Genomic DNA, 25,904 nt, shown 5'->3' with positions numbered 1-25,904 from the left:
ACTTACTTCAGAGCGTGGTCCATGATATTTTGATTCAAAAGAGATGGATGCCGGTAGAGCGGAAAGTAATTCCCCGCAACTCCAGTGTCACAGAGTACAATCATTCGTTCATACACCTCGGGGAAAAATATTCGCTTACCTAAGTAATAGTCTAGTGGTTCTAGTTGAGTAGCGAATCTTAGCTTGAACTGAAACAACTCGTCATTCCCCTTATATCCCCCACCGAGATGGAATTTTTCATATCCATTCTCCATCCCCCATACAGCTGCTGCGTGGATGAGAAATTTGGTAGGTGACCACTGCAGATAAGCTCGGTCCCAACCGCATAAGTGATAATGCATCCATGGTCGATCAAGAAGTATAATACTTGCCCCTACACTCCTCTCCCCATCCATCGCCTCAAACAGCACTACCCGTCCGTCTGGCAAAAGGCTTGTATCTTCTATAAATTTTCGAGGGAAATAATAAAAGGGATCTGCTTGTAAATCATTTAACGTCCCGTAATATAACTCGATGAAAGGCTCGATCCGATCCTTAAGATCCGACTTTCGAATGGTGAATGGAGCTGACTTTAATTTACGGATATTTCTTTTATGATTGCTGCCATAGTTCTGAATTAGCACTGACTCTGAGCCAACTGTCAAATCCATGTAAGCTGTATTCCGATTGAGCTCCGTAGTAAGCCCTTTTTGGTATTCAGTGGCATTGCCTATAAAAGGATGGAATCTTACAAACTCGGTCATGATCTTTTTCTCTCTGCAGTAATCTGTGAACGTTTCACTGAATTTTCGGTACAACTCTGTTCGTTCCGCTCCTATTGGCACATTAGATATCGGCCCCCCGTATCCATAAGGTGTGCTGATGTCATACCATTCTCCTTCAAGTCCCAGCTGGATGACTGCTGGAAGATGGCTAATGGAGCGAAGTAAGTAAGGATAAATGATGAGCTTCTCACCCTGCTTAAAAACAAACAGTTCTGCCTGTTGATGATCATCATCCTCAAACAGCCGAAAAAAATCTGCAGAAAAATAGATATCCTTACAATCCATCTGATTCAAATAAGCATCCCATTCTTCAGAATGCGCGCTATTAAGCACAATGAAATCACTCATACGTCACCACCTAAAAGTTATGTTAACGACGCTTCCTTGAGGTACTTCGACAAAACTTACTTCGGAAGCATTCGCTGCTAATCCAATATCTTGATCATACGTATACTTTCAGTGCTTAAGCTTAGCGCTTGGTCTCTCTCTCGTAAGAATGCATCGGATGAAAGCAATAACAGCTTTCTCTCCCGGTCAAGGTCGAGTAACACATCGGTTAGTGGATACCCACCGTCCCACTCTCCACTTTGCAGTTGGATGCGAAAATACTGCTCGCCGAGCCGACCCACAACTGAAGTCTTCTGCTTCGTTCTAATCCTAAATGAAGAAAATCCGTATTTTAGATGATGTGCCTCTGCCATTGGGTAATCATCAATAATGTAATTCACTTCTTCATCATCTATATCCGCTCCAGCAGCAATAACATCTGCGCTAGCCGTTAATGAACGATCCAGATCCCTCACATACCAATAAGTACGTCCTTCTTCTACAAAGCCAAGGCGAAGGTACCAAGCATGAGCCTGTTCATTCCATGAGAACACATCCAGTACCAACTTCTTAATATCGTCCCTCTTGGCTAATTTCTCTCCATATGCCATGAGCATTCCGCCAATACCGTCCTTGCGAAACGCCGCATCCACGTTTAAATTATTCAGAACCAATATTTGTTCCATTCTTCGCCATTCCGCGAATCCAATGAGCACTTCTCCAATATAGGCTCCAATCAACAATGTGGCCGAATGACCTCCACACTTACAAGCCGCTTGTAGATATGCTGGATAACCCGTACAAGCAAATATCGTTTGATTGTACACATGCTCCGGTAAGTTGCTCTTCAAGAGCCGGCATGCATGATGTATATCGTCTTCATGCAGCGGTCTAAACTGCACACTCATGCCTGGCCCTCCTTTTTATTCAGCCTATACTCATCCAGAGGCAGGCTATGCCGACCTGGATTGGCTACAACATCATCTTGGCGAATCACCTTCAAGACGGTCTTGCATAATATCAGCGCATCAAGTCTGAAACTTAAACTCTCGACATAGGTGACATCATACGAAAGCCGGTCTTTCCACGACGAAGTATTGCGTCCTGAAACCTGTGCTAATCCCGTAATTCCTGGTCTTACTGAGAAACGCAACCTCTCCTGTTCGGAATAGTATGGGCTATAACGCATGAGTAAGGGTCTTGGACCAATCAGACTCATTTCTCCCTTCACAACATTCACCAATTGTGGTAGTTCATCCAGACTTAGCTTCCGGATGATTCCGCCAAATTTGATATATCGTCGCTCATCTGGTAACGGCTGACCCTGCGTGTCATACAGTTCAGCCATGGTCCGAAATTTGTAGATAAAGAAGGGTTTCTCTCCCCGCCCTGGTCGTTGCTGCTTGAACAAGATTGGGCTTCCAAGCTTCATTCGAATCAACAACGCCACCACAGCCATGACTGGACTAAATATACACAACATAACGATCGCTCCCACAAGATCGAAGCCTCGTTTCATATGGCGATACATGTTAGTACTCCTCCCGCCTTTCTCTTAATCCGTAAAAAGACGTTCCTTCAGTGAGTTCACCTGTTTTAAATCAGCACTCCAGTAGTACACCTTAGTTCTGACTAGCGGATCAGAACCAAAACTGTTGTTGCCTGGAATCTGCTCGTACTTAAAGTCCTCGGAAGTTATTCCCTTGAATAACCAAGCTAAGCTGAGCAAATCACTGTCACTGAAGCTTGTATCGATAATGTCTTTCTTTTCATGGAGCAATAATCCCGCCAGATCCGGAAGATGCTCAGGGCTCAACAGCTTATTCGCCACAGCTCTAACGATATTGAATTGCTCCTCTTGACGACTAAAGTCACCGTTCGGAGTAGAGTAACGCGCCCTAGCAAGGTAGAGAGCATGCACACCATCCAAATGCTGTTCGCCTTTTTTGATGGTAATCTCTGGGGTTATTGTGACATCCTGATCGATTACCATGTCGATCCCACCGATTGAATCGATGAAATCACGCACTCCAGAGAAATTCGTCTTGATGTAATGATGAATGGGAATATTCATAAAGTCGCTCACCGCTTGAATGAGCGTCAACGTTCCTTGCTCATTCCCACCTTTGGACTCACCAACAATATGAGCATGATTAATTTTGGTGTATCCAACATTTTGTACATACACCCTTGTATCGCGCGGTACAGAGACGATGTTCACCTTCCGCTGTTCCGGCATTACATGCACAACCATGATCGTGTCTGCACGCGAGATTTCCCCACCCCACGTATCTGTTCCAATTAATACAACATTAAAGGATGAAGTTTTTTTATCAGTTGCTTCTGGCGATGCTGCTGGTTCAGTCGATGGTAGTACCACGCCATCCGAATTTGCTGGACTTTTCGTAGTCCCATCCGACTGCGCCTTCCCCACAGGTACTGCAGAAATTTTAGAGTTAGGTATCGTCAATGGATTAAGGACAGCCTTTTGAAATCGCTGCTCAGCATTTAATACCCCTCTAATCCAAATGCCACCAATTACAATCACAATCAGAAAACCAATCAGGGCGAATCTTCCAATTCGCCGCATGACTATTTGCTTTCTTGTGAATTTCTTGTCACTCTTGCCACGCAAACGCAATTTCTTGTTCCATCTACTCATAAACGACTTCATCACTTAGATCCCCGCATGAACTTCGGATTTGATCCGTTCAAGCTCATGAGTAGCCACCTGTGGTTCTTCCTGAAAGCCCGAATAGCTTGGAATAAGCTGCTTTAATAATTTCTTAATCTGATAACTGCTTGGCACAAATTCGTACCGTTTGCACAAATTCTCCAGCACACCAAGGACCAAATTCAATTCGGATCTGGAAACACTTTGAGGCCGACTGATCATGATGCGATAGTTATTGGTGACCATCAATCCTTCCTCTTCTGTCAGGAGTTCCTCAAATAATTTCTCTCCAGGACGAATGCCCGTGACCACGATAGGGATATCTTTATCGGGTTCTAAGCCCGACAGACGTATTAAATCTCTTGCTAGATCGTATATCCGAACCGGCTTACCCATATCAAGCACGAACACCTCGCCACCTTGTGCCAGTACGCTCGCCTGGATAACCAATTGCACTGCTTCCGGGATCGTCATGAAATACCGCACCATATCCATATGGGTAACCGTAACCGGGCCACCACTCTCGATCTGTCTTTTGAATAACGGAATAACACTCCCCCGACTACCGAGAACATTACCGAAACGGACAGCAGCAAAAACCGTCTTGCTAGATGAATTCTGATCATTAATAATCATTTCTGCCGCTCGCTTCGTAGCTCCCATGACACTTGTTGGATTAACCGCTTTGTCCGAAGAGATCAGAATGAACCGCTTAGCACCATATTTGGCACTCGCTTCCGCTACATTCCTTGTTCCGATAACGTTGTTCTTTACCGCCTCCACCGGATTCATCTCCATAAGGGGCACATGTTTATGCGCAGCGGCGTGATACACAATCGTAGGTCGGAAATTCTGAAAAACACTATCGATCCGCGACACATCCTGAATATCAGCTATGATCGGTTGAATCTTCTGATCGGGATATAACTGGCGTAGCTCTTGTTCAATCAGGTAAATGCTGTTCTCACCATGACCAAGCAGCAACATTTCCTTCGGACGATACGCAGCTAGCTGACGGCACAGTTCTGAGCCAATGGAGCCTCCTGCACCCGTGATGAGAATACACTCACTCCCTAAATTCTCACGAATCTCTTCAGTATTAATCTCAACAGGAGTTCTACCCAGCAAATCATTTACGGACACTTCACGAATTCGATTGACTGCCATTTTCCCGTCCAAAATTTCTGTCATACTAGGCATTAGCTTAATCTGTGCTTTTGTTGATTTGCAGATCTCAATAATCTCCATTAAGTCGTTATGTGGCGCTGTCGGGAGGGCAATAATAATGAACGCAATGTCCAGCTGTTTCACGGCCTCGGGAATGAAATTTCGGTTACCCACAATCGGCAGCCCCATTACTTCCAGCTTTTGTTTGGATGCATCATCATCAATGAAAGCGACCGGATGCATAAATTTGAACCTTGAATGCTTGATATCTTTCGTAACGAGGATTCCTGCTTTACCAGCCCCAACGATTAGAAGATTACCTTCGAAGGCATCCTTCACACCCGTTGTCTCAAATCCATCATTTAGAAGACGTTTAACCATTCGTAATCCAACTATGCCCAGAAACACATAACCCGCTGCAAAATAGATAGAAATCGGTAGTCGATAGGAAGGAATTACTGCATGGGTGGATAGGTTGACAGCAATCACTCCAACGAGGGTGAATACACTCACTTTTAGAAGCTGCAGTAACTCTCTCATTCCGGTGTATCGCCAGATATTGTTATACACTTTGAATCCAAATGAGAAGGCCGCATACACCGCAATGTGAATCAATATTGCCCACGGAAGCATCCACACGTACATCTCAGGGATTTGAAAATCAAACCGAAGTAAAAACACAAGCCACACTGAAGCCGCAATAATCCCTGCATCCAACATGACCAAACGGACGATCCGCATTTTCATCACTTCTTTCTCCCTAATTAACTAAAAATTCATTTACTCGCCTTTTAAGTGAGAGTGAATATTCAATCCCCCGATAGGCTGGCATGCATTTCAGACGGAACCCGCTTTCTTTCCTCCTTGTTTAGCGCTTCTATATAGATCGAGTCCATTTCACGGAGCACCGCAGGCAACCCGTAACGAATGATCCTCTCCTTGTTTGCTTCTCCCATTGCCGTAGTTAATGCTGGATCATCACGTAATTGAGTAAAAGCCTTAGCGGTAGCGGTAATATCACCAACAGGAACCAACATGCCTGTTGACTCATGTTCGATCAAATCATGAATCCCCCGAATATGCGTACCTATAACGGGTTTCCCTATTGCCATCGCCTCCATAATCGCCCGAGGTAGCCCCTCGCGATAAGACACAAGTGCAGCAACATCACATGCTCTGAGTAGATCCGGAATATCTCTACGGTACCCAAGCATATGCACCTGATCGCTGACACCCAGCCGATTAGCAAGTTCCAATAGAGTCAGCTCGAACGGTCCTGTACCCGCAAAAGCCAGATGGATGTTGCCTGCTTGAGACCCCAACTGACCCAGCGCTTCGATCAACTGCTTCTGGTTCTTGTTGGCGTTCAATTCAGCAACGCATAGGATGACGAAGGGAGGTTCATCATGCTCACGCTTCGGCAGATCAAACAGTTGGCGTCGCCTATCTGCCTTCTCCGACGCAGTTTCAGGCTGATCCTGTTCACTGCCGTAAACCTGGAGATCAAGTCCTACACCACTCACATAAGTCACCTTTTTCCGTATAGAAAATTTCTGGGCGCGTTCATAATCTTCTCTATTTATGGTGATTAGCACATCTGTCCAGCGGGCCATTAACCTCTCGAGCGGATAATAAAGCATCCAGTTCAGAAGAGGAGCTCCCTTGAAAAAATGAAAACCATGCGCTGTATACAATGTGCAAGGTACACCTGCTTTATGGGCCGCAATCCGTCCGAGAATCGAAGCGACTGGCGTATGTACATGGATGAACTGGAACCCCTCCTCCTTGAAGCTTTCCGTTAATATCCCTAGCGCTGCCCAGTTCTGCATCTGTAAAGGGCTACGCTGAATGGGCACATCATGACACACGATCCCCTTCTCTTCTAACCGTAATCTCGCTTTCCCGGGCTGCGCGTAAGCATGCACTTCACAACCTTTTTGCTGCAATAACGCCATGTAAGGTAGATGGAAACTCTCAAAATGCCCAAAAATGGAGGCTACAAAAGCAACTCTTACCGGCCCACAGTCTTCAGCAGGTATGCTCCCTAACCTCTTGTTATTGCGCTTGTTGCGCTTGTTCTGTTTGTTGTCGTAGGTTACGACCCGTTGACTTTTCAGTGCCTTTGGTTCGATATCGCTTCACTCCTTTCCATCCCGTATTCGTTAATCGGATGCAAGCTGCGTTCATAGCCATCATGAACCACCAATACCGCTGGAATAAGGCTTCAATACCCATCGAAAGTCCAATCATCGCTGCGTGAGACAGCAGTAATGCCATAATGATCGGTCTGTTCACCCTATCTGCCGCACGATAAGAACGGATCCCAACGATGAAGAACCAGATCATGAATCCGCCGTACACAATTAAGCCCAACAAGCCAAATTCTGTCATAAACCAGATCGGAGTATTATGGATAATAATCCGCAGTTCATAGTTATAGCTACCGAGTCCAATCCCTAATAATGGACTTTGAGCGATCCACTCCACAGCCTTCCCAATGATGTCTAGACGCGACTGAATCTGCGAGGGTCTGCTGGCCATATTCCCAAGCACATCCAGATAAGCTGTACCTTTATACAACAGCAATGCTCCAAACGCGACGCTAAACCCCATGCCGATCTTGAGAAGTCGAGAAGGATTAGTCAGCAGTAATGTAAGCAGAACAAGGAACAAACCTATCCATGACGAACGCGAAAAAGTCATTATTATGCCCCCGGCTAAGGTGATCGTCGCTAGCGTACTCACCCATCCCCTTAGCAGCTTCACCCCGTCTCCACTCGTCATGATATGAATGGCAAAAGCCGTAACTAGTAATCCGCCGTATGCATTCGGATCAATTAGCATCCCGGAGAGGCGACCGTCTTGCACCATAAACGGAACCTTCACTCCACTAAAAAAATCGAACAAAGCGACGCCATTGAAGATCAGCACACTGATCAAAAAAGCTCGTAGCATTTTATATAACCGATCCCAGCTGTCTACAGCCTGAACAAGCATGATGTAAGTCAGCAGTAGGAGTATAAACCCAAAATCTTTTTGCAATAGAGCGTATTGCGTAATGAATCCATTGCGCCATATGGATACAAATGAAGCGAGGACGAAAATAAACAACATCCCCCAATGCCATGAACTGAACTGCCTCGGGTCCAATTTGAGGTGTAAACCTGCTGCAAACAAACCAAGCATTAAGAAAAGGTCAGAGGGTGCGATTCGAAATGCGCCACCGAAATCAATTTGAGCCGGAAGGCAGATGATGTAACCCATAACCGCAAACAGAAATAAATTACGCATGGTGTAGGGTTTCCCTACAACGAGTACAGATGTCATACAAGCCCCTACTTTCCTATGAGAAATTGTCTCTATGCGGCCAATTCCCGTTGTACCTGTTTCCTTGCCTGACGGATTACCAAGAAAAGTACAATCACACTACCTATCATCTGAACGAATAAGGCCAAGCTAGCCCCCACCGCAGCACCTATCACCCCGAAAATAGGCACGAATATTAGACAAGAAAGCCCATTAGTGATCACGGAACACAGAAACAAGGGAATCTGCGCTTTGTACTTCCCGGTAGCCGTTATGGCATACCACAGGTAAGACGTTACAAATACCAATAGGGTAGAAACGAGCAACCAATGAAATAAACCTATCTCAGCAGCCACATCTGGACTGAATAGAAGAGTTAGTAGCTGATGACCAAAGATCCACCCGATCAAACAAGCGATCGCACTAATTCCTATACCCATTGCAATCATTCGACTGAGTAAAGAGATGTACTCCTTATGTCGTCCGCTAGCGTGCCAACGGGCAAGACGTGGTGTTATCGCTTCACCGAGTGCAGTCACAACAACATTGCAGGCAACGATCATGTATGAGAGCGTAGCGTATATGCCTAAGTCATGTTCTCCTTTAAAATATGAAATCGCGTATAGTGGGATATTTGTATTTAGTGACATCAACGCCAGCACCACGCCAAGGGGTGAGCTTACGAGCAGCAAGCCCCATAATCGTCTTTTGTTAAAAAGTGGTCTGAGCGACGTATGCACTCTCGCTTTGCGAGCATCATATCCAATGGTTATTGCTAACCATCCGATAATCATGACTAATAACGCTAGAATGAGACTCTGAGTAGGGATAAATACGAGGGCGAAGACAAGTATGGAGAACAATCCTTTAGCAGCTCTCGAGAAAGAGATTTGATCTAGCCTTTCCTGCTTCTGAACGATACCCAATAAAATATCGCTGACCGACTCAACAATTCTATACAATCCTATGAAAAATATGACTAAAGCTGTATTCCAATCAGCACCACTAAGGACGCAACAACCTGCTGTAACCGTGAATGCAACTGCGGTTGTCACGAGACGAAGGCCAAAAAAATCTCCAAAAAGATATTTTCCAGATGTATCAACGATCAAGACCGAACGCAGATGCAGATGCGACAGCATGAAGATGGGAGCAGTCACCGCAAGCCCTAACGAATATTGCCCAACGATTTCGGATGAGCCAAATTTATTAAGCAAAATTACAATCACGAATTGAGCGCCTGCGTATGTGATATTTCCGAATAAATAACGAAGAGAAGCAAGTGTCATAATGCGTTAGACCAACCCTGAAGTTGAGGCCCAATCGGCAAAATCTTCACCGCGAATCTTGTAACGTTTGCTACTTTTTCGATAATTCAAAACCGCCCCCAAAATATGTGCTCCTTGCTGCTCAAGAATCTGTTTTGCAGAGTTGGTATGCTTCAAGAGCACTTTCCCGGATTTTACGACTAACAGTACCCCCTCGGTCATCTTTGCCAAGATAAGGGCATCCGAAAAAGGCATTAACACCGAAGAAGAGTCGATGACAATCGTATCAAATCTCTCACTAAGCTCTGCAAATAACCTTTTCATTCCTGTTGATCCTAGTAAGTCAGCTGGATTGGGGGAGATCGGACCCGATGTCATTACAGAAAGTCCTTCTGATCCCTCAATAGGGAAAATACAATCATCCACACGGGTTTGATCCACTAGGATACTACTTAATCCGATCCAATTGGGTAGATCAAATGCCTTATGCACCGTTGGTGTACGCAAATCCCCATCGATCAGCAGCACAGTTCTTCCCGTTTCTGCCATCGCTATGGCCAAGTTCATCGCCACTGTTGATTTACCTTCATTCGGAAGTGAGCTTGTAACTAATAAAGATCGAATTTCTCCACCAACTCGGGTATAACGAATATTAGATCGTATCGTTCGGAATTGGTCACCATTAGATGATTTCGGTTGTTCCAGGCAATACAATCTTGGCGTTTTCTTCTTCATGTCTGCTGGCTCCTTCTACTGAATTGGATTTCGTCTTCTCCCGCCGTTTCCGCGGCTTCAATTTTCCCACCGTTCCCAGAAGAGGAAGCTGCAAATCCAACTGAATATTCTTGGCGCTTTTCACAGGTTTCTCCGCCAATTCCCGTAGAATGGAAAATGCGATCCCAGCAATCAATGCAAGTCCGAAAACAACGACCATATTGAATACTGGCTTGGGTGAGATCGCCTCGAAAGGAACCTTGGCTCGGTCAAGAAGCACAACATTCTCTACCCCCATAATCGCTTGGATGTTCTCATTAAAGGCCTCACCAAAGCCATTCGCGATATTCGTTGCCCGCTGAGCATTAGAATCCGATACAATTACCGTCGTCACGAGTGACTCGCTACTTGTTCTTGTTTTCACTTTTTCTAATAGTTTTTCAGGGGTCATGTTTAATTGCAGTCTTCTAACGACCTCTTCAGCGATTCTACTGCTTCGGATAATTTCTCCGTAAGTGGTTACTAGTTTTTGTCCAGCCATAATGTCATTGATTGCTTTCTGTTGCCTATCCCCTTGAATAAGAATAGAAGCCGTCGCCTCGTATTTCGGTTTCAAGACATAGTAGCTAACGAAGCTAGCAATTCCGACCGCAACAATACATAATACAATGATGAACAGCAGCCTACGTTTCACTAGTTTCAAAATGCTGCCTAGTTCGAATTCCATCGTTCATTTCTCCTAACCGTTAATGTATTTTCCTCTTCTTCAACAAGTGTTTTATTGTATAGTTATATTCTCGTTAGCCCAATATATGTCCAAAAAAAGTTGGGAATTTATAAGTCTTCTTTTAAAAAAATCCACCCGACTCTCTATTAAATCCCAACAGAAATAGGCCGTTTACTAGTAAGATTCTACTGGTAGACAGCCTTATATATTCACTTTTTACTACTACCTAATAATACGTCGTGCTAGTTGGCGCGCTTATGTAGGGCGTTTATGTAGCACTTTGTTGATAACCTTTCTATAATCCAATTATATGGTTTATCTTCGTATTGAATCTTAATGAAATCTTAACGGATAAATGAGATCTATGCATTCAAATCCGCCATTGCTGGAATATGAATTTCTTTGACACAGGAAGCGCTAGAGAGGTTAACGATACATTTCACAATGGAGACAATGTCCTGAACAGGAATTCTTGTGCCGCTATATTCTGCAATCGCTTTTTCCGCGCCATCCTCATAAGGAATTTCTGCTGCCAGCTCACCCGGATTCACACAAGTTACTGCAATGCCATCCTTACGTACATGCTCACGCAATGCATGTGTAATACCACGCAGACCGAACTTGGAAGCTACAAATGATACCTGGGCGTTATTGGTATGATCCAGTCCTGCTGTGGAGCCAATTAGAATAATTTTTCCTGCTTCCGATTGACGAAGATTAGGTAATACAGCCTGTATGCAGGTAATTGTTGAAGTTATATTCACATTTATAATGTTGGCAATGTCACTCGTCTTATCCTTGTCAAAAGTATAGTGATCCTCAAAACCTTCTTTCTCCCAAATACCCACGTTATAAACTAGAACATCAATCTTCTCCGTTTGAATTCCCTTTGATAAGACTTGTGCGGCATCTGGCCCCGATAGATCTACTGCAATCCATACCCGCTTTATGCCATCATTAAGATCCAGACTGCCCGGTCTGCTTCTGGAGACAATCCACACTCGATCACCATACTCAGGTAAACCTTTCACAAATGCATCTCCCAAACCTTTACTTGCCCCCAAAATTAGATAGTTTCTCATACTGTCGCCCTTTCTATATGCATCATTCTATTTTTATATCATAGTACCATCGAAGGACATGAAGAAGTAGGGTTAAAATTCAGAGTTAGGTAATTAACTTTTAAAAAGCCGCTATCATGGAGTAATCCATAGATAACGGCTCTTTATTTTACATCATCGAAGCAAAATATTGACCAATTAATGTCGCGTACGGAGCATACGTCCTACAAAATAAAGCATTTGTTTACGTGTGAAAAAACGTGACAGTTGAGCTGAAATATAGTTTGTAAATCCTGGGACAGCAAATACTTTTCTAGCTTGAAGCGACCGAAGAGCGACTTGAACCACATTTTCTGGAGTATCTCGTTTCCCTACTGAAGCTTCATCGGCTCCCACAACATTAAAAAATTCTGTTTCCGTAGACCCCGGACATAACGCAAGAAATTGTACTCCCCGTTTCCGATTTTCCTCCCATAGTGCTTGTGTAAATGATAATACAAAAGCTTTTGTCGCTCCATATACAGCCATATTAGGGAGAGGTTGAAATGCTGCTGTTGATGCAACGTTTATAATCACTCCGCTTTTTCTTCTTAACATCTCTGGCAAAAATAAATGGGTCAGATCTACTACCGCCAAAACATTTAGCATCACCTCTTCATGTTGTCTTGGACCAGACAGTTGTTCAAAAAGCCCATACGTAGCAAAACCTGCATTATTAATAAGAATATCAACGTTCAGACCACGTTCCATACATTGTTGATAGAGCCTGCTAGGAGAACCTTCTTGCGATAAATCAGCAACGATAACCTCCGCTTGAATATGAAATTCTCTTTGTAATTTTTCCGCTAAAGCAATCAATTTATCTTCGGAACGGGCGACTAATATCAAATGACTTCCTTTGGCCGCAAGATCATGAGCAAACGCTTCACCTATCCCTGAAGAAGCCCCTGTAATCAACGTCCATTTATTTTGAATTGTAATCATTGCTATCATCTCTCCCTTTAATGACCATCTAGAAACATCGTTTCAATATGAATCATTGTATCCAAGTGAGGTTGCGTTGTCAAATAAAATTCTACATTTAATTATTGGCTATTTCTCTTCTACATCAGTAAAATAAGGTTTAGAAATAACGGCTATTTGAAAAATAGCTAAAGTAAAGTTCTAAGGAAGTGAAACTACATGCAAAAATCGTCCAAAATATCTTCTATAGATGCTCAATCCGTTACAACCTACCCAAAAGCAAAACTACAGCATGCAGAAATATTAAGACTGAATATTATCGAAGCCGCTGCGGCCATTATGCATGAATCCGGACCTGAAGGTGTAACCATTCGCAAGGTTGCTGAAAAAATGGAATGTCCCACAAAAATCATTTATAACTTGTTTGGAAACAAGGAAGGTTTAGCGAAGGAGCTTTTTCTGCAAGGGTGTAAATTGTTGGCCGCTGCCTTTCAAGCGGTTCCAAAACAAGACAATCTAAATTTATATCTTCGCGATCTTGGACAAGCTTATTGGGATTTCTCACGGAATCATACCAGCTATTATATGGTTATGTTCGGAGGGGCTTTTAGCGAATTCAAACCGGAGGAGGAAAGTTTACATGCTATCTTTACGGCACTACAACAAGTGATAGCCCTTATTACAGAAGCCATCGAACAAGGGTTTATTAACGAGAAAGACCCCCTCCTTGTTGTAAACCTGGTGTGGGCGTCATTGCATGGCGTCATTCATCTGCATTTGGGGGGACATATTCAAAATGAAGAAACTGCTAAAACATTGTATGATAGATCAGTATCCAATTTAATTCATACATTCTTTAGAAGCGATAATTAAAAAAAGAGGATTTTTGCGGCTAATACAAAAAAAACGGCATTTCTGCCGTTTTTTCATTTCATATTTATGTCCGACGCATATAAGCACGTACCGTAATAGGTGCAAATATTGCGACGATGACAGCTGCTCCGATCAAAGAGATAGTGAAATCCCAACCTACGGTTCCAAAGTTAGTAAGTTGTCGTACGGCAGAAACGAGATGTGAGATTGGATTGACTTTAACAAACCATTGTAACCAGTTAGGCAGCGTATCGACAGGCGCGAAGGCATTAGATAGAAACGTAAGTGGGAACAACACAATCATTGATATCCCCTGCACACTAGAAGCAGTCCGTGCAATCACACCGAAGAAAGCGAAAATCCAGCTAATCGACCAAGCACAAACAATAACAAGAAGCGCAGCGAATGCGACATGTTCCAGACCACCATCAGGACGGTAACCCATTATGTAGCCCATGGTAAATGTAAGAACAGTAGCAATCGTGTATCTAATCGTGTCCGCCAACAAAGCCCCCGCTAACGGAGCTATACGAGCAATTGGCAGAGACTTGAATCGGTCGAACACGCCTTTATCCATGTCCTCACGTAATTGGACGCCAGTAACGATGGAGGTAGTGATTACAGTCTGCACAAGAATACCGGGGATAATAACAGGCAAATAACTTACCACGTCACCAGATATAGCCCCTCCAAAGATATAGGTAAACATCAGCGTGAAAATAATTGGCTGAAGTGTAACGTCGAACAATTGCTCAGGGGTACGTCGAATTTTCAGTATCCCACGATAAGCCATCGTTAACGAGTTGCGCACAGATTGCCGAAAACTCGTATGGTTTTTCAATGGGCGGTTAACACCCGAATTTATTGTAGTGGTTCTCATACTCTTGCTGCCTCCTTAACATTTGACTCTTGGGACGCTGTTGACGTTTCATCTGTAGCACCATGACCTGTAATCGTTAGGAATACTTCATCAAGCGTCGGTTTCTGTACACTCATCTCAGCCAAGTGAATCCCTTCCTCACGAAGCGCAATAAGTAGGTCTGTAACTAAATCAGCGTCCGCCATCGGTGCCGTTATTTTCCCAGTTTCGTACGATACCACGGACTGAATTTTAAGCACATGTTCCACACGCTGACGGGCTTGTTCAATATCTTTTAGATGTTGAACCTTCAGGTGTAGCGATGTGGTACCCACAGACGCTTTCAAATCATCCGCCGTTCCCTCTGCAACGACTTGCCCACGATCGATAACTGCGATCCGATCAGCCAGTTGATCTGCTTCTTCAAGGTACTGTGTAGTCAGAAGAACTGTTGATCCCGTATTCACCAATCGACGAATGGTATCCCACATCTGTGAACGAGTGCGAGGATCAAGCCCTGTAGTGGGTTCATCCAGGAAAATTAAAGGTGGTTGTGCAATAAGGCTAGCTGCCAAATCCAGACGGCGACGCATACCGCCAGAGAAATTTCGAAGAGGCCGTTTAGCCGCCTCAGTCAGACCAAACTCTTCCAGTAATTCTGTTGCTTTTTTCCGCGACTCTGCGCGCCCAAGCCCTAATAGCCGAGAGAAGATAATAAGATTCTCTGTAGCACTTAATGACTCATCGACTGAGGCATATTGTCCTGTCACACCAATTAATTGCCTAACAATCTGCGACTCCTTCACCACATCATGCCCGAAGATTCGCCCAGTACCTGCATCGGGACGAAGTAAGGTTGCCAGCATCCGAATGACGGTAGTCTTTCCTGCCCCATTCGGACCAAGTACGCCATAGATCGTACCTGCTTTCACGTTCAAATTCACGCCATCCACCGCGCGATTGTCACCAAAGGTTTTGACCAGTCCACGCGCCTCGACGGCCCACTCATGATCGTCTGGTGAAATGATCTTGTTCTGTACATGCACCATTGTAATTCCTCCAACGTTTCAGATTATATTGTGATGATAAACGCCATTTATAAACTGAATTTAAACGAAGGTTTATACTGAGTTAAACTTATCCATTTAATTATTTTCTATGAAAACAAACAAAAAACCACGTTCAATGAACATGGCTAATCCAACTCATTATAATTGCTGACTGACTAAATAATAATACAGACCTTTTGCCTGAAAAAGTTCTTCATGGGTTCCGCTTTCCACAATTACGCCTTAATCTAGCGCGATGATTAACGTGGTTCTATTTTTAATAATAAGTTCCCTATTATTCTGAATTTTCCGTTCTGACTCCGTATCTAATGCGCTCGTTGCTTCATCAAACACCAATATCGGAGGATTACCAAGCAGCGCTCGTGCAATCGCGATTCGTTGAGCTTGCCCACCAGATAATCTAATTCCACTTTCACCGATCATCGTATCATAACGAAGTGGAAGTTCTTTAATTCGTCTAAGGTTCGTCCAAAGAATACTGACTTGCAAAAGTATAAAAATCCCCGCCTTCTTCTATACAATACATTAACTCCCGAATCTCCCCATATTCCTTCATGATAATCTGCGAAATCAAGGCAATGTCGAGGGATAATCGCTGCTCGTAGTAATACTTTTCCACTTGATCTCTGCATACGATATCCATCAGCTTGGATTCAATTAGCTTCTCATGAATGCATTCACCTAAATCATCAAGCGTCATTCGGTTGCGCTGAAGCCATTCCGTAGCTGCGGCTACATGTAAATGACCCTGAGGTGATTGTAATCAGTGCTTAAATTCATGAGATAAAACTAACCATTAAAGAGATTGTTCTTCCATTTTTGATAGCACTTGGTGACGTAGTTTTCAATTGATCTCTATTCCCACCTAATCCACCAGAGACTTCCTTCATCTCTGCATCACTAAGAGGTTTGACTTCTTCCTGTAATTCTTCCAGACGCAGCTTTTCTTCAGGTTGAGTGCCTTCATGATGAACGTTTTCTGACATTCAATTCAATCCCAATAATTACCTTTTAGGATAAAGGAAATTCAGAGTTTTAACAAGCAACTTTAGTTGTGTTGCGTCATTTATACAACTAACAGGAAGCCCACCATTCGTATGATATGTATTTTTGTACTATGCATCAAAAAAACCGAGAAGCGCGATCTCACGCCTCTCGGTTTATCATTCCTTGTTATGATCTGCTTCAACATATTCTTTAAGCGCAAACAGTTTATTAGCCCAGTATTGTTCAAAAAAGGTAAGCCAATCTTGAAGCTCCAGTAGAGGCTCTGGCTGAAGCTTGTACCGAGTCTCCCGACCGACTTTCTGACTGCTAACAAGCTGCGCATCGGACAATACTTGTAAATGCTTGTTAACAGCGGTTCGGCTGATCGGGTAGCAGTCCGAGATGGACGCTATGGACATTTCCTTATTAGCAAGCAGCTTTAGCAGACTGCGGCGGGTAGGATCTGCTATCGCTTGAAATACATCATGTCCAGATTCAGCGACTGGCATCTTAAGCCTCGATATAAGCAGGAAGTTTTTCTTGGACGATTTTCTCCCAGCCGCCGTTCATAAAGCCACGAACGATTGGATGCGGTTGACCAAATTCAGTTACCTTTTCAGGGTCCCATCCAGAATGAATCACGGTGAACTCCGTTTTCCCATTAATCTCTTTCAATTCAAAAGCAAGATGCCAATCCTTCCCCCAATTAAAACCGACAGAATTCGGTTCATCAATCTCTGTAACTTTACATGGGGAATCCCCGAATTGTCCAGCATGTAGAATGAACTCATGACCTACCACTGGATCGAATGTACTTGGCATCCACCAGGCAGCTATTCCTTCAGCAGTGGAAACAGCTTTCCATACTTTTTCAATTGGCGCATTGAGTGTAATTGTTTGACGAATATCTTGTAGTGGTCCTTGAGTTTGCATAAATTTCCTCCAAAATTCATTTTAATGTAACACCTTCTGGTTTCGTTTTTATTATAACACCATTTGGTGTTATGTCAATTTGCAGAAACCTTAAGGGAATAGCGGAGGAAAGCCTTAGCTAGATCCAAGTATCATTAGCTGCTGTTAATTCGGGCTCAGTACCGCCTATGTTTACTACGCTTCTAGGCTCCACTAACATGATATGGCATTCCTTTTCGGCGGAAGGCTTCATCTCGACTCCCTTTGGGAGAATAAACATCTCACCCTTGGAGATTTTAACCTGACCATCACGAAAATCAATGATCATCTCCCCTTCGAGCGTGAAAAATACCTTATCGGTATCTTGATGAACATGCCATTCAAAATCCCCAGTGATCTTAATAAGTTTAAATTGATAGTCATTCATTTCACCAATGACTTTCGGAGACCAAAGGTCGTTAAATTTAGATAACTTATCTTTCAGATTAATAGCTTGATAATGGATAGTAATCACTCCTTATTTTCCTCAACTTATTAGCGCTTAAGCAAGGCGGATAATATATTTTGTAAAGCGTAATTAATAGCTAATGGTCCACCAGTAATAGCGGAATTATCCATTAAATAGACATTGCCTTTCTTTACGGCATTCATAGCATTCCACACATTACTTTGTTTTAAGTTATTCATTAATTCCTCCTTTTTTGTAATGTCACCTATAAGGAAAATATGGTCTGCTTGAACAGTTGATATTCCTTCAAACGAAGTAAACTCATTATTATTTCCTGTATATGTATCATCCGGTGTAAGCCCCAGTCTCTTTTCTTTATCAAACGCAAGTTTATAGACAGGATTCCCTTCACCTAGAACATTAAAAGTTTTTCCATCCCAAGACAATATAAGCGATACTGTCTCTCTTTCCATCGACTTTAATGTTTCACGCCCATTTGTAATATCTTTCATCATTTTATCAATTACTTTTTCCGCTTCGTCTTCTTTGCCAATAATCATGGCTACTGTACGGAGTCCATATTGCCAATCTTCATAGATGTCCTTGTATTTTAATGTAATGACTGGTGCAATTTTATCTAGTGAATCATACACTGCTTCATGATGCTCTGTTGCTAAAATATAATCAGGATTAATAGATAGAATTTTCTCAATGCTAGGAGACACTTTATCTCCTAGTTCTTCAGCTGAATCCAGCTTTTCTTTTAAATAAGATAAAGAAGATAGATACTCTTTTTCTGTAGATGCAACAGGTGGCTCTCCTAATGCAACTAATATTTCAGGATAAAAATACCATAACGAGGCTATTTTTTCTGGTTTTTTCTCGATAACAATTTCTTTACCTGAGGCATCCTTAAATGTTCTTGGCCAATCAGCTGCATCTACATTAACTGCTGTTGAAGATACGCCTTCTTTAGTTGATTCTTTATTTTCAGCAGGTGTTTCAGTACAACCCGCTAGTATACCTGCTAATAATAGTATTGCGACTAGCAGTCCTCTAATCTTTTTCATACGAAATTCCTCCAACATAATGGTTTCTTTGCTTAACCATTATTATAGTAGAGTACTTTTTAGATAAGAATGGATGCAGGTTGAATTCACCATGGATTATTGATGAACTTCTCTCGATATTCGGTAGGTGAAATGCCACATTGTTTTTTGAACACTCTACTAAAATAAAAGGGGTCAGCCATTCCAACGGTTTGCGCAATTTGTTGTACAGGCGCATCACTTGTAAATAGCATTTCTTGCGCTATATTTATACGATATTTTAATAAATATTCTGCTGGTCCCATACCGGCATGTGTTCTAAATACGTAAGAAAGTCGATTTCGATTAACGTTATTTTGTTCTGCAAGCGAAGCTATTGTAAAACTTTGATAATAGTTTTGATGAATATAATTAGATACCCGCTCGAATAAAGTATGTGATTCACAGCTATCTACCCTATTAATAACGCATAATAAGGCCTCATTCAGCACTTCGCGAAACAGCATTTCAGTCTGAAACATCGAAATGCCTCCACGCTGATTATACACATGCCAAAGACGCATAATTAATTCAATAAGACGAGGAGATTGACCTGTTAATAATTCAAAATGCTGATGAGAAAAGCTTGACTCTTTTAGTTCTGAGTTACATATCCGATATTGAACAAGAATATATTCCCAATTGGTTCTACCTAACATTTTTTGATCTAGTTTCATTTTTGCACCCCCATGCACAACTTTTCCAGGCGAAAAGATATAAGGTGTGCCATTAAATTTAAATTTAATCTTTCCTGTAAGTGGAAACACAAATCCAGGAAAAGAATCTGTATAGTCAGCGTACGGCACACCTGGATTTTCAGCATATCGATATACTCCTTCTACTTGGAAAGGAGTGTGTGCAAAATGCTCTGCTAATTGATTAACATCTATTTTCACCATGCATACCTCATTTCAATAGTAGTCTCTTCTATGGATAATCATCAACAAAACTCAATCATAGTGCACCAGCTCAGAGGCATTGGCGTCGGTAAGGTGAGCATAAGGATTCACGCCTGTTTACACATTAATAATAATGATTATCATTGTCAATCAATATAGATAATAAAAATGTCGCAACTGGTTAATGCTCAAGCCATCAGGTATCCATAAAAAAAACGCTTGGAATCCCAAGCGTGTCAGTTTGTAAGCCAATTTAAAAGTCAATCCAATGCTCTAAACCTCAAAAGGTTTGGATCGCAATTTGAATAACATACTTATCCGGATCCCCTACAGCTAAATAACTAAGCAATTCATACTCATAAGCGTTTCCGGTTATGTGTAAATCCTTTTCAGCAATATAAGACTTTAGCTTCTCATAGGACGCAGGTAAGGTTTCATAAGATCCCTTGTGATTCATGATCAAATATTTACCCTTTGGCTTGATATAAAGTAATTCACCGTTATGCTTTTCATTGATTTTATTACAATAATAATCCGGGTCATAGTCGCCTTCTTCCAAACTGCTTTTACAAATAATCGAACCTATCGGAAAGTCATATTCAAGATGATGTTCATCGCAATAATCGAAGATTCGATATACTTTTCGAACATGATCCTTCTCACCCTTCTCCTTCGAGAGTCTAACCGCAATAAAATACTCTTCATCACATTCCTCGACCCAGGGTTCTCCACAATTAACGTAGAGCGCACGATTCGTATTATCTATAGCCCCTTGTAAAAGCCTCTGCATTCGCTCTAACTTTTTTTGTTCGTCAACCAACTGCAGCTGTTTTTGCTTAAGCATGGATAAAAAATGCAATGTGTTTTGATCTTGTATATATTCTTTGATCTCATTCAACGGCGTTCCTGTCCCTTTTAGTACGGCAATAATATCGAAGGTATAAAACTGCTTATAGGAATAATAACGATATCCGTTTTCCTTCACGATCTCCGGTTTTAATATACCAATGTCATCATAATGGAATAACGTATGCTTTGTTACCCCACATACCTTTGCGAACTCGCTCGTCGTAAAGTATTGATCATAATCAATAGACATTCAAATCACTCCTCTTGACTATCGGGTTACCCTATACCTCAAAGTACAATAACGGAACACCATTACCTTGTCAAGGTAACGTTATTAGCTACTATCATCTTAGGAGGATTTCCTATGTTTTCATCAAATCTATCTAAATTTCAACGCTGGATCGTGCTGGCGATTGTGTCCAGCGCACTCTTTATGATCGTCATCGACATGACCGTACTTTATTCGGTTCTACCACGACTTACTCATGATCTTGCTGCTTCTGCATCGGAAAAACTATGGATCGTAAATATTTATCCACTTGTAATGGCAGGATTATTACTCGGTCTTGGCACACTAGGCGATCGTCTTGGGCATAAAAAACTCTTCGTTATGGGACTTACTATCTTTGGGTTGGCTTCATTAATCGCCGCCTACGCGCCGACACCTCTCGTGCTTATTGCTGCGCGTACCCTACTAGCTATTGGTGCAGCCATGATGATGCCCGCAACACTCTCCATTATTCGAACTACCTTTTCGGATGAGCGTGAGCGTTCACTAGCCGTAGGTATTTGGGCATCTGTCACCTCTGTGGGAGCAGGAATGGGTCCACTCGTTGGTGGTTTTTTACTGGAGCATTTCTGGTGGGGATCGGTGTTCCTCATCAATATTCCTATAGTTATTCTTGCACTGATCTTGGCCATCTTACTAATCCCAAATCTTAATGGGAATAAGAATAAGAAATGGGATTTCATTGGTTCCGTTCAAATTATGATTGGTCTGGTTGCCCTTGTTTATGCAGTTAAGGAGATCAGCAGACGTGAAGGTTCAATTTCCATCGCTGTGTTATCTGCCGTGATTGGTGTCGTAGCTATGATCATATTTATGCGCCATCAACGTAAGAGCCAGAATCCATTAATAGATTTTGCACTATTTAGAGACTCCCACTTTACTACTGGAGTGGCTACAGCTCTATTGTCTTGTTTTGCACTTATTGGAATGGAATTGATCGTGACTCAACGGCTCCAGCTTGTTCTTGGATATACACCGTTGGAAGCAGGCTTGTACGTTGTATTCACTTCGATAGCGTCCTTCATCTCAGGGATACTCATCGGACTTGTGTTGCATCGAGTGGACAAAGTAAAAGTACAGTGGGTCTGTCTGTTAGTGTCAGGTATAGGAATGGGCACCCTTCTACTCTTCCATGACGGAAATATATTGTTACAATTCGCAGCCTTAATGATTCTGGGTGCAGGTCTTGGGGGAGCCATGACTGCCGCCTCAAATTCAATCATGCTAAATGTCTCCGTCGAAAAAGCTGGCATGGCCGCATCTATAGAGGAAGTATCGTTCGAACTCGGCAGCGCCCTAAGTATTACACTTCTGGGCAGTCTTTCGTCATTCATCTATACAGCATCATTAGTTCTCCCTGATGAACTAACAGTCCCGCCGATCGTTCGCGACAGCCTTGACGAGGCTCTTCTAGCCGCAGAAAATATGCCTACTGCTGCTGGATCCGCGCTCGTTGAAGCCGCACAATCAGCTTTTGATAAGTCTTTTATTGTTGTCCTTGCCACTGCCACAATCCTTCTGTTAGCTTCTGCGTTTATTATCCGTGCTGCGTCAAAACGTAAATCCTCAATCATAGAACACTAATATTAGAAAAGATGAAGCTATTGCTTCACCAAACAAGGGTGTCTCAACAGCTATGCGATAGCTGCTGGGACACCCTCGTTTATACCAAGCCTATATTATGTTCCTTTTCGTTTCCTTGATGAATACTTCCTCACCCACACTGCCAATTCTAACCTGTGCGTATACACAAGGATCACAAAACTTCCAAACCATACCCACAAGATAGGAGCAGACCATTTACTAATGTACAAAAAAACGGAAAGAAGCAGCATTCCGCTAACCACTTGCACACCATCCGATACAGGTGAATTTCCTCTGCTTTTGAACCAACTGCTGAGCATTTTCAGCACTGCTAAAATGACTGCTAGCGCTAAAGAAGCTTTGAATCCTGTCAATGCACTCCATACCCCAAAGGTTACTGCAATTGCCTTCCCACCTTTTCCTTTAAGAAAGGGAGAGAAGGCATGACCCGCAATGGGAGCTAAGGCTAACGGAATAATGAAATACCCCTGACTATAATGACTTCCCATTACCCATAGAAGAGGTAGATACCCTTTTAAAAAATCCAATATAATCCCCAAAATGCCGAATTTATAGCCTGACGACTTCCATAGATTCAAAGCCCCCGGATTACCGTCGCCAATGTTTTTCAGGTTCTTTTTACGCGCTAGACCAAGCCAATAGGAAAACATAAGAGATCCCGACAAAAATAAACCCGCGACCCACAATATGATCATTAGTCCCTATGGCCTCCCACCTGGATATGCCTTCCTTTCCAGCTTACATGCCTCAGAAAAACAACCTGATAAATCGAATACAGCATGATCAAGATAAAGAAAACAGTTGCTACCACGTGAAATACAGGAATAACGATGCCAAATACACCTACATATTTTATAAAATAAAAGAGCTGGAACATATAAAGGAGATAACCGATCAATAAAGGCATAAACCATGAAGTATTCGCAAAAATAAACACGGTTTCTGAGATGATGAGTCCGATCACCCAAAGCGCGATTGGAATAATTGTCCGCGGACTTATCGTTGAAGTGCTTAAGACAGCCCCTTTACTGAACCCTTCAATTTCACTTTTGATTCCCTTCGGATACATGCGAAACGATACTAAGCCATACCCGATATAATTGGTGATCGGAACACCTGCCGCAATAAATTTTTCTCCTAAAGACAAATCATCCAGCACTTCAGATCTAATGCTTTGATGGCCATTAACTTTTTCATAATCCTGCCTTAATGCTAGAATACACGAGCCGTACAGCCCTTTTTTGGCGTTATTCCTTTCAAAAACTGAGGTGAACGTGAAGATCCCCAGCATATTCATGATTAGGGCGAGCCTCTCAAACAGCTTTTCTGTATGATGAAAAGGAACTACCGAAATGACGCCTTTCGATAGCTCCCTTGCTTTTAATAATGAAGCCAAGGCGTTAGGCTTTAATCGGATATCCGCATCCAAAAAAGCAAAAATATCACCCGAGGCCTGTAAATATCCATTCCATACTGCCCAGCTCTTACCCGTCCACCCCTCAGGGAGACTGCTGTTCACAATAACCTTAACCCCATAGCTTTCGGCAATTTCTTTGGTCCGATCCTCTGAGAAGTCATCCACCACAATAATTTCATAGGGTGTAAGGGTCTGAGACTGAAGTGAATCGAGCAGATAACGCAAATTATATTCTTCATTCCTTGCAGGAATGATAATGGACAATTTCTCCGGTCCTTGATTAGGCTCGTGATAAGTGCTCAAGGTATTTTTTCTGAACAAAATAAAACCGGAGAGACATCCAACGCCTATAACCATTAACAACCACATTACGGTTCCCCCCCTTCTACATCTATATATATGAGGGGTTAGTCCGTAATATATTCATTTCAAATTTAACCTACATTTACTTTAGCTGAGTATTTATTAAGCTTTTCTGTACATAAAAGCATGACGATAGCGAAAAAAACGATCATCGCAGGAAAAATACCCAATGTAAAATTCGAGGCCAGTAAACCGATAAATGGCGGTACCAGCGTGGTACCAGTATAAGCTGTTGCCATCTGAAAGCCCATAATTGACTGAGCATGCTTCTTCCCGAATCGTACAGGGGTTTCATGTAGCATACATGGGAAAATAGGGGCTAAACCCAGACCGATAATCATAAACCCTACCAGCGAAACTATCGTTGGAAGCGGTAATACTAAGAGCACTGTACCGATTAAAGCAATGAGCTGGCCATATCGTATTAGCTGTTTATTACTCATTCTAAACGTAATGAAGCCCGTCACCATTCTGCCAAAGGTAATCCCTAGATAAAATACCGATACCCATGTCGCTGCAGTGGATGCAGGGATGTCTTTGATATTTACTAGAAAGCTGCTCCCCCATAACCCCATACTCGTTTCGATGGCAGAATAAAATAAGAAGGTTAACATCGCAAGCTTAACCCCTCTTAGCTTCCAAGGTTTTGTGTTCTCAGCAGCTTGCTCTAGCTCCGGATGATTGAGCTCATGTTCGCTATCAGCGTTCAGGTTGCTATTGTTTCCAGCCACTCTATCCCATAAAGGCAGCGTAACGAAGAGAATTACAACTAAGCTCAATTGAATATAAGCAACCGTAAGATAACCTTCTCGCCAAAGACCTTCACCAGAGATAAAAGAACCCATAATAATCGGACCCAGCGTCGCGCCCACTCCCCAGAAACAATGTAACCAGCTCATATGATGGGCTTTATAGTGCGTAGCAACATAACTGTTTAATCCGGCATCTACAGATCCCGCACCTAAACCGAGTGGAATCGCAGCAACAATTAGCCATACTAACGAAGGTGACCATGCAAAACCAAATAAAGCTACAGCCGTCATAATACAGCTTACAAGGGTCACTTTCCCCGTACCAAAACGTTTAAGGATTGTACCACTCATCAAACTGGAGACAATTGTGCCTACTGCAATAACCATCGAAAGGATACCAGCAGTACCTAATGAGGCATTTAGATCTAATCTCATTACCGGCCATGCGGATCCAAGCAATGAATCTGGTAGTCCTAAACTAATAAATGCTAAATAAATAATAATAAGAAAAAAAGTAGCCAT

Annotated in this window: 27 protein-coding genes and 1 pseudogene; 2 read left to right on the top strand and 26 right to left on the bottom strand. The window is 42.6% G+C overall.

What is annotated here, in order from left to right; genetic code table 11:
* Positions 1 to 2 precede the first annotated feature (2 nt).
* The 12 genes from ACFWMP_RS13290 to ACFWMP_RS13235 all read right to left on the bottom strand — a co-directional run bounded on the left by ACFWMP_RS13290 (position 3) and on the right by ACFWMP_RS13235 (position 12,992).
* Positions 3 to 1,112: a GNAT family N-acetyltransferase gene (locus ACFWMP_RS13290; protein ID WP_339241829.1), complete on the bottom strand. Its 1,110-nt coding sequence runs from the start codon at positions 1,110 to 1,112 to the stop codon at positions 3 to 5.
* Positions 1,113 to 1,189: 77 nt separating this feature from the next.
* On the bottom strand, positions 1,190 to 1,999 hold the full coding sequence (locus ACFWMP_RS13285) for a GNAT family N-acetyltransferase (RefSeq protein WP_379423907.1): 810 nt from the start codon (positions 1,997 to 1,999) through the stop codon (positions 1,190 to 1,192).
* Positions 1,996 to 2,622: a sugar transferase gene (locus ACFWMP_RS13280; protein WP_156113132.1), complete on the bottom strand. Its 627-nt coding sequence runs from the start codon at positions 2,620 to 2,622 to the stop codon at positions 1,996 to 1,998. The genes ACFWMP_RS13285 and ACFWMP_RS13280 overlap by 4 nt, the downstream gene beginning before the upstream one ends.
* 24 nt (positions 2,623 to 2,646) lie before the next feature.
* Positions 2,647 to 3,765 (bottom strand): LCP family protein, encoded by a 1,119-nt coding sequence (locus tag ACFWMP_RS13275; protein WP_379423906.1) that lies wholly within the window; start codon positions 3,763 to 3,765, stop codon positions 2,647 to 2,649.
* Between the two features lie 3 nt (positions 3,766 to 3,768).
* Complete coding sequence (locus ACFWMP_RS13270) at positions 3,769 to 5,679, bottom strand: polysaccharide biosynthesis protein (RefSeq protein WP_339241836.1); 1,911 nt, start codon at positions 5,677 to 5,679, stop codon at positions 3,769 to 3,771.
* 62 nt (positions 5,680 to 5,741) lie between these two features.
* A complete protein-coding gene (locus ACFWMP_RS13265; protein WP_379424306.1) occupies positions 5,742 to 6,923 on the bottom strand; it encodes a glycosyltransferase family 4 protein in 1,182 nt (393 codons plus the stop codon).
* A gap of 64 nt (positions 6,924 to 6,987) precedes the next feature.
* Positions 6,988 to 8,259 (bottom strand): O-antigen ligase family protein, encoded by a 1,272-nt coding sequence (locus ACFWMP_RS13260; protein WP_076286729.1) that lies wholly within the window; start codon positions 8,257 to 8,259, stop codon positions 6,988 to 6,990.
* A 32-nt stretch (positions 8,260 to 8,291) separates the two neighbouring features.
* The gene (locus ACFWMP_RS13255; protein ID WP_379423905.1) at positions 8,292 to 9,527 is read right to left on the bottom strand and encodes an oligosaccharide flippase family protein; all 1,236 of its coding nucleotides are present in this window, start codon (positions 9,525 to 9,527) and stop codon (positions 8,292 to 8,294) included.
* 6 nt (positions 9,528 to 9,533) lie between these two features.
* Complete coding sequence (locus tag ACFWMP_RS13250; protein ID WP_042189094.1) at positions 9,534 to 10,241, bottom strand: CpsD/CapB family tyrosine-protein kinase; 708 nt, start codon at positions 10,239 to 10,241, stop codon at positions 9,534 to 9,536.
* Positions 10,189 to 10,947: a YveK family protein gene (locus tag ACFWMP_RS13245; protein ID WP_379423904.1), complete on the bottom strand. Its 759-nt coding sequence runs from the start codon at positions 10,945 to 10,947 to the stop codon at positions 10,189 to 10,191. The genes ACFWMP_RS13250 and ACFWMP_RS13245 overlap by 53 nt, the downstream gene beginning before the upstream one ends.
* 362 nt (positions 10,948 to 11,309) lie before the next feature.
* Entirely contained in the window at positions 11,310 to 12,029 is a 720-nt protein-coding gene (locus ACFWMP_RS13240) for an SDR family NAD(P)-dependent oxidoreductase (protein WP_379423903.1), read from the bottom strand.
* A gap of 177 nt (positions 12,030 to 12,206) precedes the next feature.
* Positions 12,207 to 12,992 (bottom strand): SDR family NAD(P)-dependent oxidoreductase, encoded by a 786-nt coding sequence (locus ACFWMP_RS13235; protein ID WP_379423902.1) that lies wholly within the window; start codon positions 12,990 to 12,992, stop codon positions 12,207 to 12,209.
* A 198-nt stretch (positions 12,993 to 13,190) separates the two neighbouring features.
* Between ACFWMP_RS13235 and ACFWMP_RS13230 the strand changes: the two genes are divergently transcribed.
* On the top strand, positions 13,191 to 13,844 hold the full coding sequence (locus ACFWMP_RS13230; protein WP_339241846.1) for a TetR/AcrR family transcriptional regulator: 654 nt from the start codon (positions 13,191 to 13,193) through the stop codon (positions 13,842 to 13,844).
* 64 nt (positions 13,845 to 13,908) lie between these two features.
* Here ACFWMP_RS13230 and ACFWMP_RS13225 read toward each other — a convergent pair whose 3' ends face one another.
* From ACFWMP_RS13225 to ACFWMP_RS13175, 11 genes and pseudogenes are all read right to left on the bottom strand, one after another.
* Complete coding sequence (locus tag ACFWMP_RS13225) at positions 13,909 to 14,724, bottom strand: ABC transporter permease (protein WP_379423901.1); 816 nt, start codon at positions 14,722 to 14,724, stop codon at positions 13,909 to 13,911.
* Complete coding sequence (locus ACFWMP_RS13220; protein WP_042189107.1) at positions 14,721 to 15,752, bottom strand: daunorubicin resistance protein DrrA family ABC transporter ATP-binding protein; 1,032 nt, start codon at positions 15,750 to 15,752, stop codon at positions 14,721 to 14,723. The genes ACFWMP_RS13225 and ACFWMP_RS13220 overlap by 4 nt, the downstream gene beginning before the upstream one ends.
* Before the next feature lie 159 nt (positions 15,753 to 15,911).
* Positions 15,912 to 16,226, bottom strand: a pseudogene (locus ACFWMP_RS13215) (ATP-binding cassette domain-containing protein); the annotation flags it as partial.
* A 4-nt stretch (positions 16,227 to 16,230) separates the two neighbouring features.
* Positions 16,231 to 16,473 carry a hypothetical protein gene (locus ACFWMP_RS13210; protein WP_379423900.1) on the bottom strand — a complete coding sequence of 81 codons (243 nt, stop codon included), beginning with the start codon at positions 16,471 to 16,473 and terminating at the stop codon, positions 16,231 to 16,233.
* 76 nt (positions 16,474 to 16,549) lie between these two features.
* The gene (locus ACFWMP_RS13205) at positions 16,550 to 16,759 is read right to left on the bottom strand and encodes a hypothetical protein (protein ID WP_379423899.1); all 210 of its coding nucleotides are present in this window, start codon (positions 16,757 to 16,759) and stop codon (positions 16,550 to 16,552) included.
* A gap of 177 nt (positions 16,760 to 16,936) precedes the next feature.
* Positions 16,937 to 17,269, bottom strand: a complete 333-nt coding sequence (locus ACFWMP_RS13200) for an ArsR/SmtB family transcription factor (RefSeq protein WP_339241856.1) — start codon at positions 17,267 to 17,269, stop codon at positions 16,937 to 16,939.
* Between the two features lies 1 nt (position 17,270).
* On the bottom strand, positions 17,271 to 17,693 hold the full coding sequence (locus ACFWMP_RS13195) for an SRPBCC family protein (RefSeq protein ID WP_379423898.1): 423 nt from the start codon (positions 17,691 to 17,693) through the stop codon (positions 17,271 to 17,273).
* A 118-nt stretch (positions 17,694 to 17,811) separates the two neighbouring features.
* On the bottom strand, positions 17,812 to 18,177 hold the full coding sequence (locus ACFWMP_RS13190; protein ID WP_379424305.1) for a cupin domain-containing protein: 366 nt from the start codon (positions 18,175 to 18,177) through the stop codon (positions 17,812 to 17,814).
* A 29-nt stretch (positions 18,178 to 18,206) separates the two neighbouring features.
* Entirely contained in the window at positions 18,207 to 19,190 is a 984-nt protein-coding gene (locus tag ACFWMP_RS13185; RefSeq protein WP_379423897.1) for an iron-siderophore ABC transporter substrate-binding protein, read from the bottom strand.
* 86 nt (positions 19,191 to 19,276) lie between these two features.
* The gene (locus ACFWMP_RS13180; protein WP_379424304.1) at positions 19,277 to 20,104 is read right to left on the bottom strand and encodes a helix-turn-helix transcriptional regulator; all 828 of its coding nucleotides are present in this window, start codon (positions 20,102 to 20,104) and stop codon (positions 19,277 to 19,279) included.
* A 283-nt stretch (positions 20,105 to 20,387) separates the two neighbouring features.
* The gene (locus ACFWMP_RS13175) at positions 20,388 to 21,206 is read right to left on the bottom strand and encodes a MerR family transcriptional regulator (RefSeq protein WP_379423896.1); all 819 of its coding nucleotides are present in this window, start codon (positions 21,204 to 21,206) and stop codon (positions 20,388 to 20,390) included.
* A 114-nt stretch (positions 21,207 to 21,320) separates the two neighbouring features.
* Here ACFWMP_RS13175 and ACFWMP_RS13170 point away from each other — a divergent pair, with 114 nt between their 5' ends.
* Positions 21,321 to 22,829 carry an MFS transporter gene (locus ACFWMP_RS13170; protein ID WP_379423895.1) on the top strand — a complete coding sequence of 503 codons (1,509 nt, stop codon included), beginning with the start codon at positions 21,321 to 21,323 and terminating at the stop codon, positions 22,827 to 22,829.
* Positions 22,830 to 22,924: 95 nt separating this feature from the next.
* Here ACFWMP_RS13170 and ACFWMP_RS13165 read toward each other — a convergent pair whose 3' ends face one another.
* The 3 genes from ACFWMP_RS13165 to ACFWMP_RS13155 all read right to left on the bottom strand — a co-directional run bounded on the left by ACFWMP_RS13165 (position 22,925) and on the right by ACFWMP_RS13155 (position 25,904).
* Complete coding sequence (locus tag ACFWMP_RS13165; RefSeq protein WP_341124864.1) at positions 22,925 to 23,545, bottom strand: glycerol-3-phosphate acyltransferase; 621 nt, start codon at positions 23,543 to 23,545, stop codon at positions 22,925 to 22,927.
* A complete protein-coding gene (locus ACFWMP_RS13160; RefSeq protein ID WP_042189132.1) occupies positions 23,545 to 24,636 on the bottom strand; it encodes a glycosyltransferase family 2 protein in 1,092 nt (363 codons plus the stop codon). The genes ACFWMP_RS13165 and ACFWMP_RS13160 overlap by 1 nt, the downstream gene beginning before the upstream one ends.
* Before the next feature lie 65 nt (positions 24,637 to 24,701).
* Positions 24,702 to 25,904 carry an MFS transporter gene (locus ACFWMP_RS13155; RefSeq protein WP_042189135.1) on the bottom strand — a complete coding sequence of 401 codons (1,203 nt, stop codon included), beginning with the start codon at positions 25,902 to 25,904 and terminating at the stop codon, positions 24,702 to 24,704.

The organism is Paenibacillus sp. NPDC058367, assembly GCF_042723305.1.
Lineage (GTDB): Bacteria > Bacillota > Bacilli > Paenibacillales > Paenibacillaceae > Paenibacillus_AQ.
The sequence above is the reverse complement of the archived record's forward strand: the minus strand, read 5'-3'. Positions and strand labels throughout refer to the sequence as shown.

What these genes read in the sequence shown, in the direction of transcription:
- ACFWMP_RS13170 (WP_379423895.1), top strand. Translation starts at nt 21,321, where the DNA reads ATGTTTTCATCAAATCTATCTAAATTTCAACGCTGGATCGTGCTGGCG.
- ACFWMP_RS13155 (WP_042189135.1), bottom strand. Translation starts at nt 25,904, where the DNA reads ATGGCTACTTTTTTTCTTATTATTATTTATTTAGCATTTATTAGTTTA.
- ACFWMP_RS13270 (WP_339241836.1), bottom strand. Translation starts at nt 5,679, where the DNA reads ATGAAAATGCGGATCGTCCGTTTGGTCATGTTGGATGCAGGGATTATT.
- ACFWMP_RS13220 (WP_042189107.1), bottom strand. Translation starts at nt 15,752, where the DNA reads ATGGTGCATGTACAGAACAAGATCATTTCACCAGACGATCATGAGTGG.
- ACFWMP_RS13160 (WP_042189132.1), bottom strand. Translation starts at nt 24,636, where the DNA reads ATGTGGTTGTTAATGGTTATAGGCGTTGGATGTCTCTCCGGTTTTATT.
- ACFWMP_RS13230 (WP_339241846.1), top strand. Translation starts at nt 13,191, where the DNA reads ATGCAAAAATCGTCCAAAATATCTTCTATAGATGCTCAATCCGTTACA.
- ACFWMP_RS13240 (WP_379423903.1), bottom strand. Translation starts at nt 12,029, where the DNA reads ATGAGAAACTATCTAATTTTGGGGGCAAGTAAAGGTTTGGGAGATGCA.
- ACFWMP_RS13290 (WP_339241829.1), bottom strand. Translation starts at nt 1,112, where the DNA reads ATGAGTGATTTCATTGTGCTTAATAGCGCGCATTCTGAAGAATGGGAT.
- ACFWMP_RS13260 (WP_076286729.1), bottom strand. Translation starts at nt 8,259, where the DNA reads ATGACATCTGTACTCGTTGTAGGGAAACCCTACACCATGCGTAATTTA.
- ACFWMP_RS13255 (WP_379423905.1), bottom strand. Translation starts at nt 9,527, where the DNA reads ATGACACTTGCTTCTCTTCGTTATTTATTCGGAAATATCACATACGCA.
- ACFWMP_RS13225 (WP_379423901.1), bottom strand. Translation starts at nt 14,724, where the DNA reads ATGAGAACCACTACAATAAATTCGGGTGTTAACCGCCCATTGAAAAAC.
- ACFWMP_RS13175 (WP_379423896.1), bottom strand. Translation starts at nt 21,206, where the DNA reads ATGTCTATTGATTATGATCAATACTTTACGACGAGCGAGTTCGCAAAG.
- ACFWMP_RS13205 (WP_379423899.1), bottom strand. Translation starts at nt 16,759, where the DNA reads ATGTCAGAAAACGTTCATCATGAAGGCACTCAACCTGAAGAAAAGCTG.
- ACFWMP_RS13245 (WP_379423904.1), bottom strand. Translation starts at nt 10,947, where the DNA reads ATGGAATTCGAACTAGGCAGCATTTTGAAACTAGTGAAACGTAGGCTG.
- ACFWMP_RS13210 (WP_379423900.1), bottom strand. Translation starts at nt 16,473, where the DNA reads ATGACGCTTGATGATTTAGGTGAATGCATTCATGAGAAGCTAATTGAA.
- ACFWMP_RS13185 (WP_379423897.1), bottom strand. Translation starts at nt 19,190, where the DNA reads ATGAAAAAGATTAGAGGACTGCTAGTCGCAATACTATTATTAGCAGGT.
- ACFWMP_RS13195 (WP_379423898.1), bottom strand. Translation starts at nt 17,693, where the DNA reads ATGCAAACTCAAGGACCACTACAAGATATTCGTCAAACAATTACACTC.
- ACFWMP_RS13200 (WP_339241856.1), bottom strand. Translation starts at nt 17,269, where the DNA reads ATGCCAGTCGCTGAATCTGGACATGATGTATTTCAAGCGATAGCAGAT.
- ACFWMP_RS13250 (WP_042189094.1), bottom strand. Translation starts at nt 10,241, where the DNA reads ATGAAGAAGAAAACGCCAAGATTGTATTGCCTGGAACAACCGAAATCA.
- ACFWMP_RS13280 (WP_156113132.1), bottom strand. Translation starts at nt 2,622, where the DNA reads ATGTATCGCCATATGAAACGAGGCTTCGATCTTGTGGGAGCGATCGTT.
- ACFWMP_RS13285 (WP_379423907.1), bottom strand. Translation starts at nt 1,999, where the DNA reads ATGAGTGTGCAGTTTAGACCGCTGCATGAAGACGATATACATCATGCA.
- ACFWMP_RS13165 (WP_341124864.1), bottom strand. Translation starts at nt 23,545, where the DNA reads ATGATCATATTGTGGGTCGCGGGTTTATTTTTGTCGGGATCTCTTATG.
- ACFWMP_RS13235 (WP_379423902.1), bottom strand. Translation starts at nt 12,992, where the DNA reads ATGATTACAATTCAAAATAAATGGACGTTGATTACAGGGGCTTCTTCA.
- ACFWMP_RS13275 (WP_379423906.1), bottom strand. Translation starts at nt 3,765, where the DNA reads ATGAAGTCGTTTATGAGTAGATGGAACAAGAAATTGCGTTTGCGTGGC.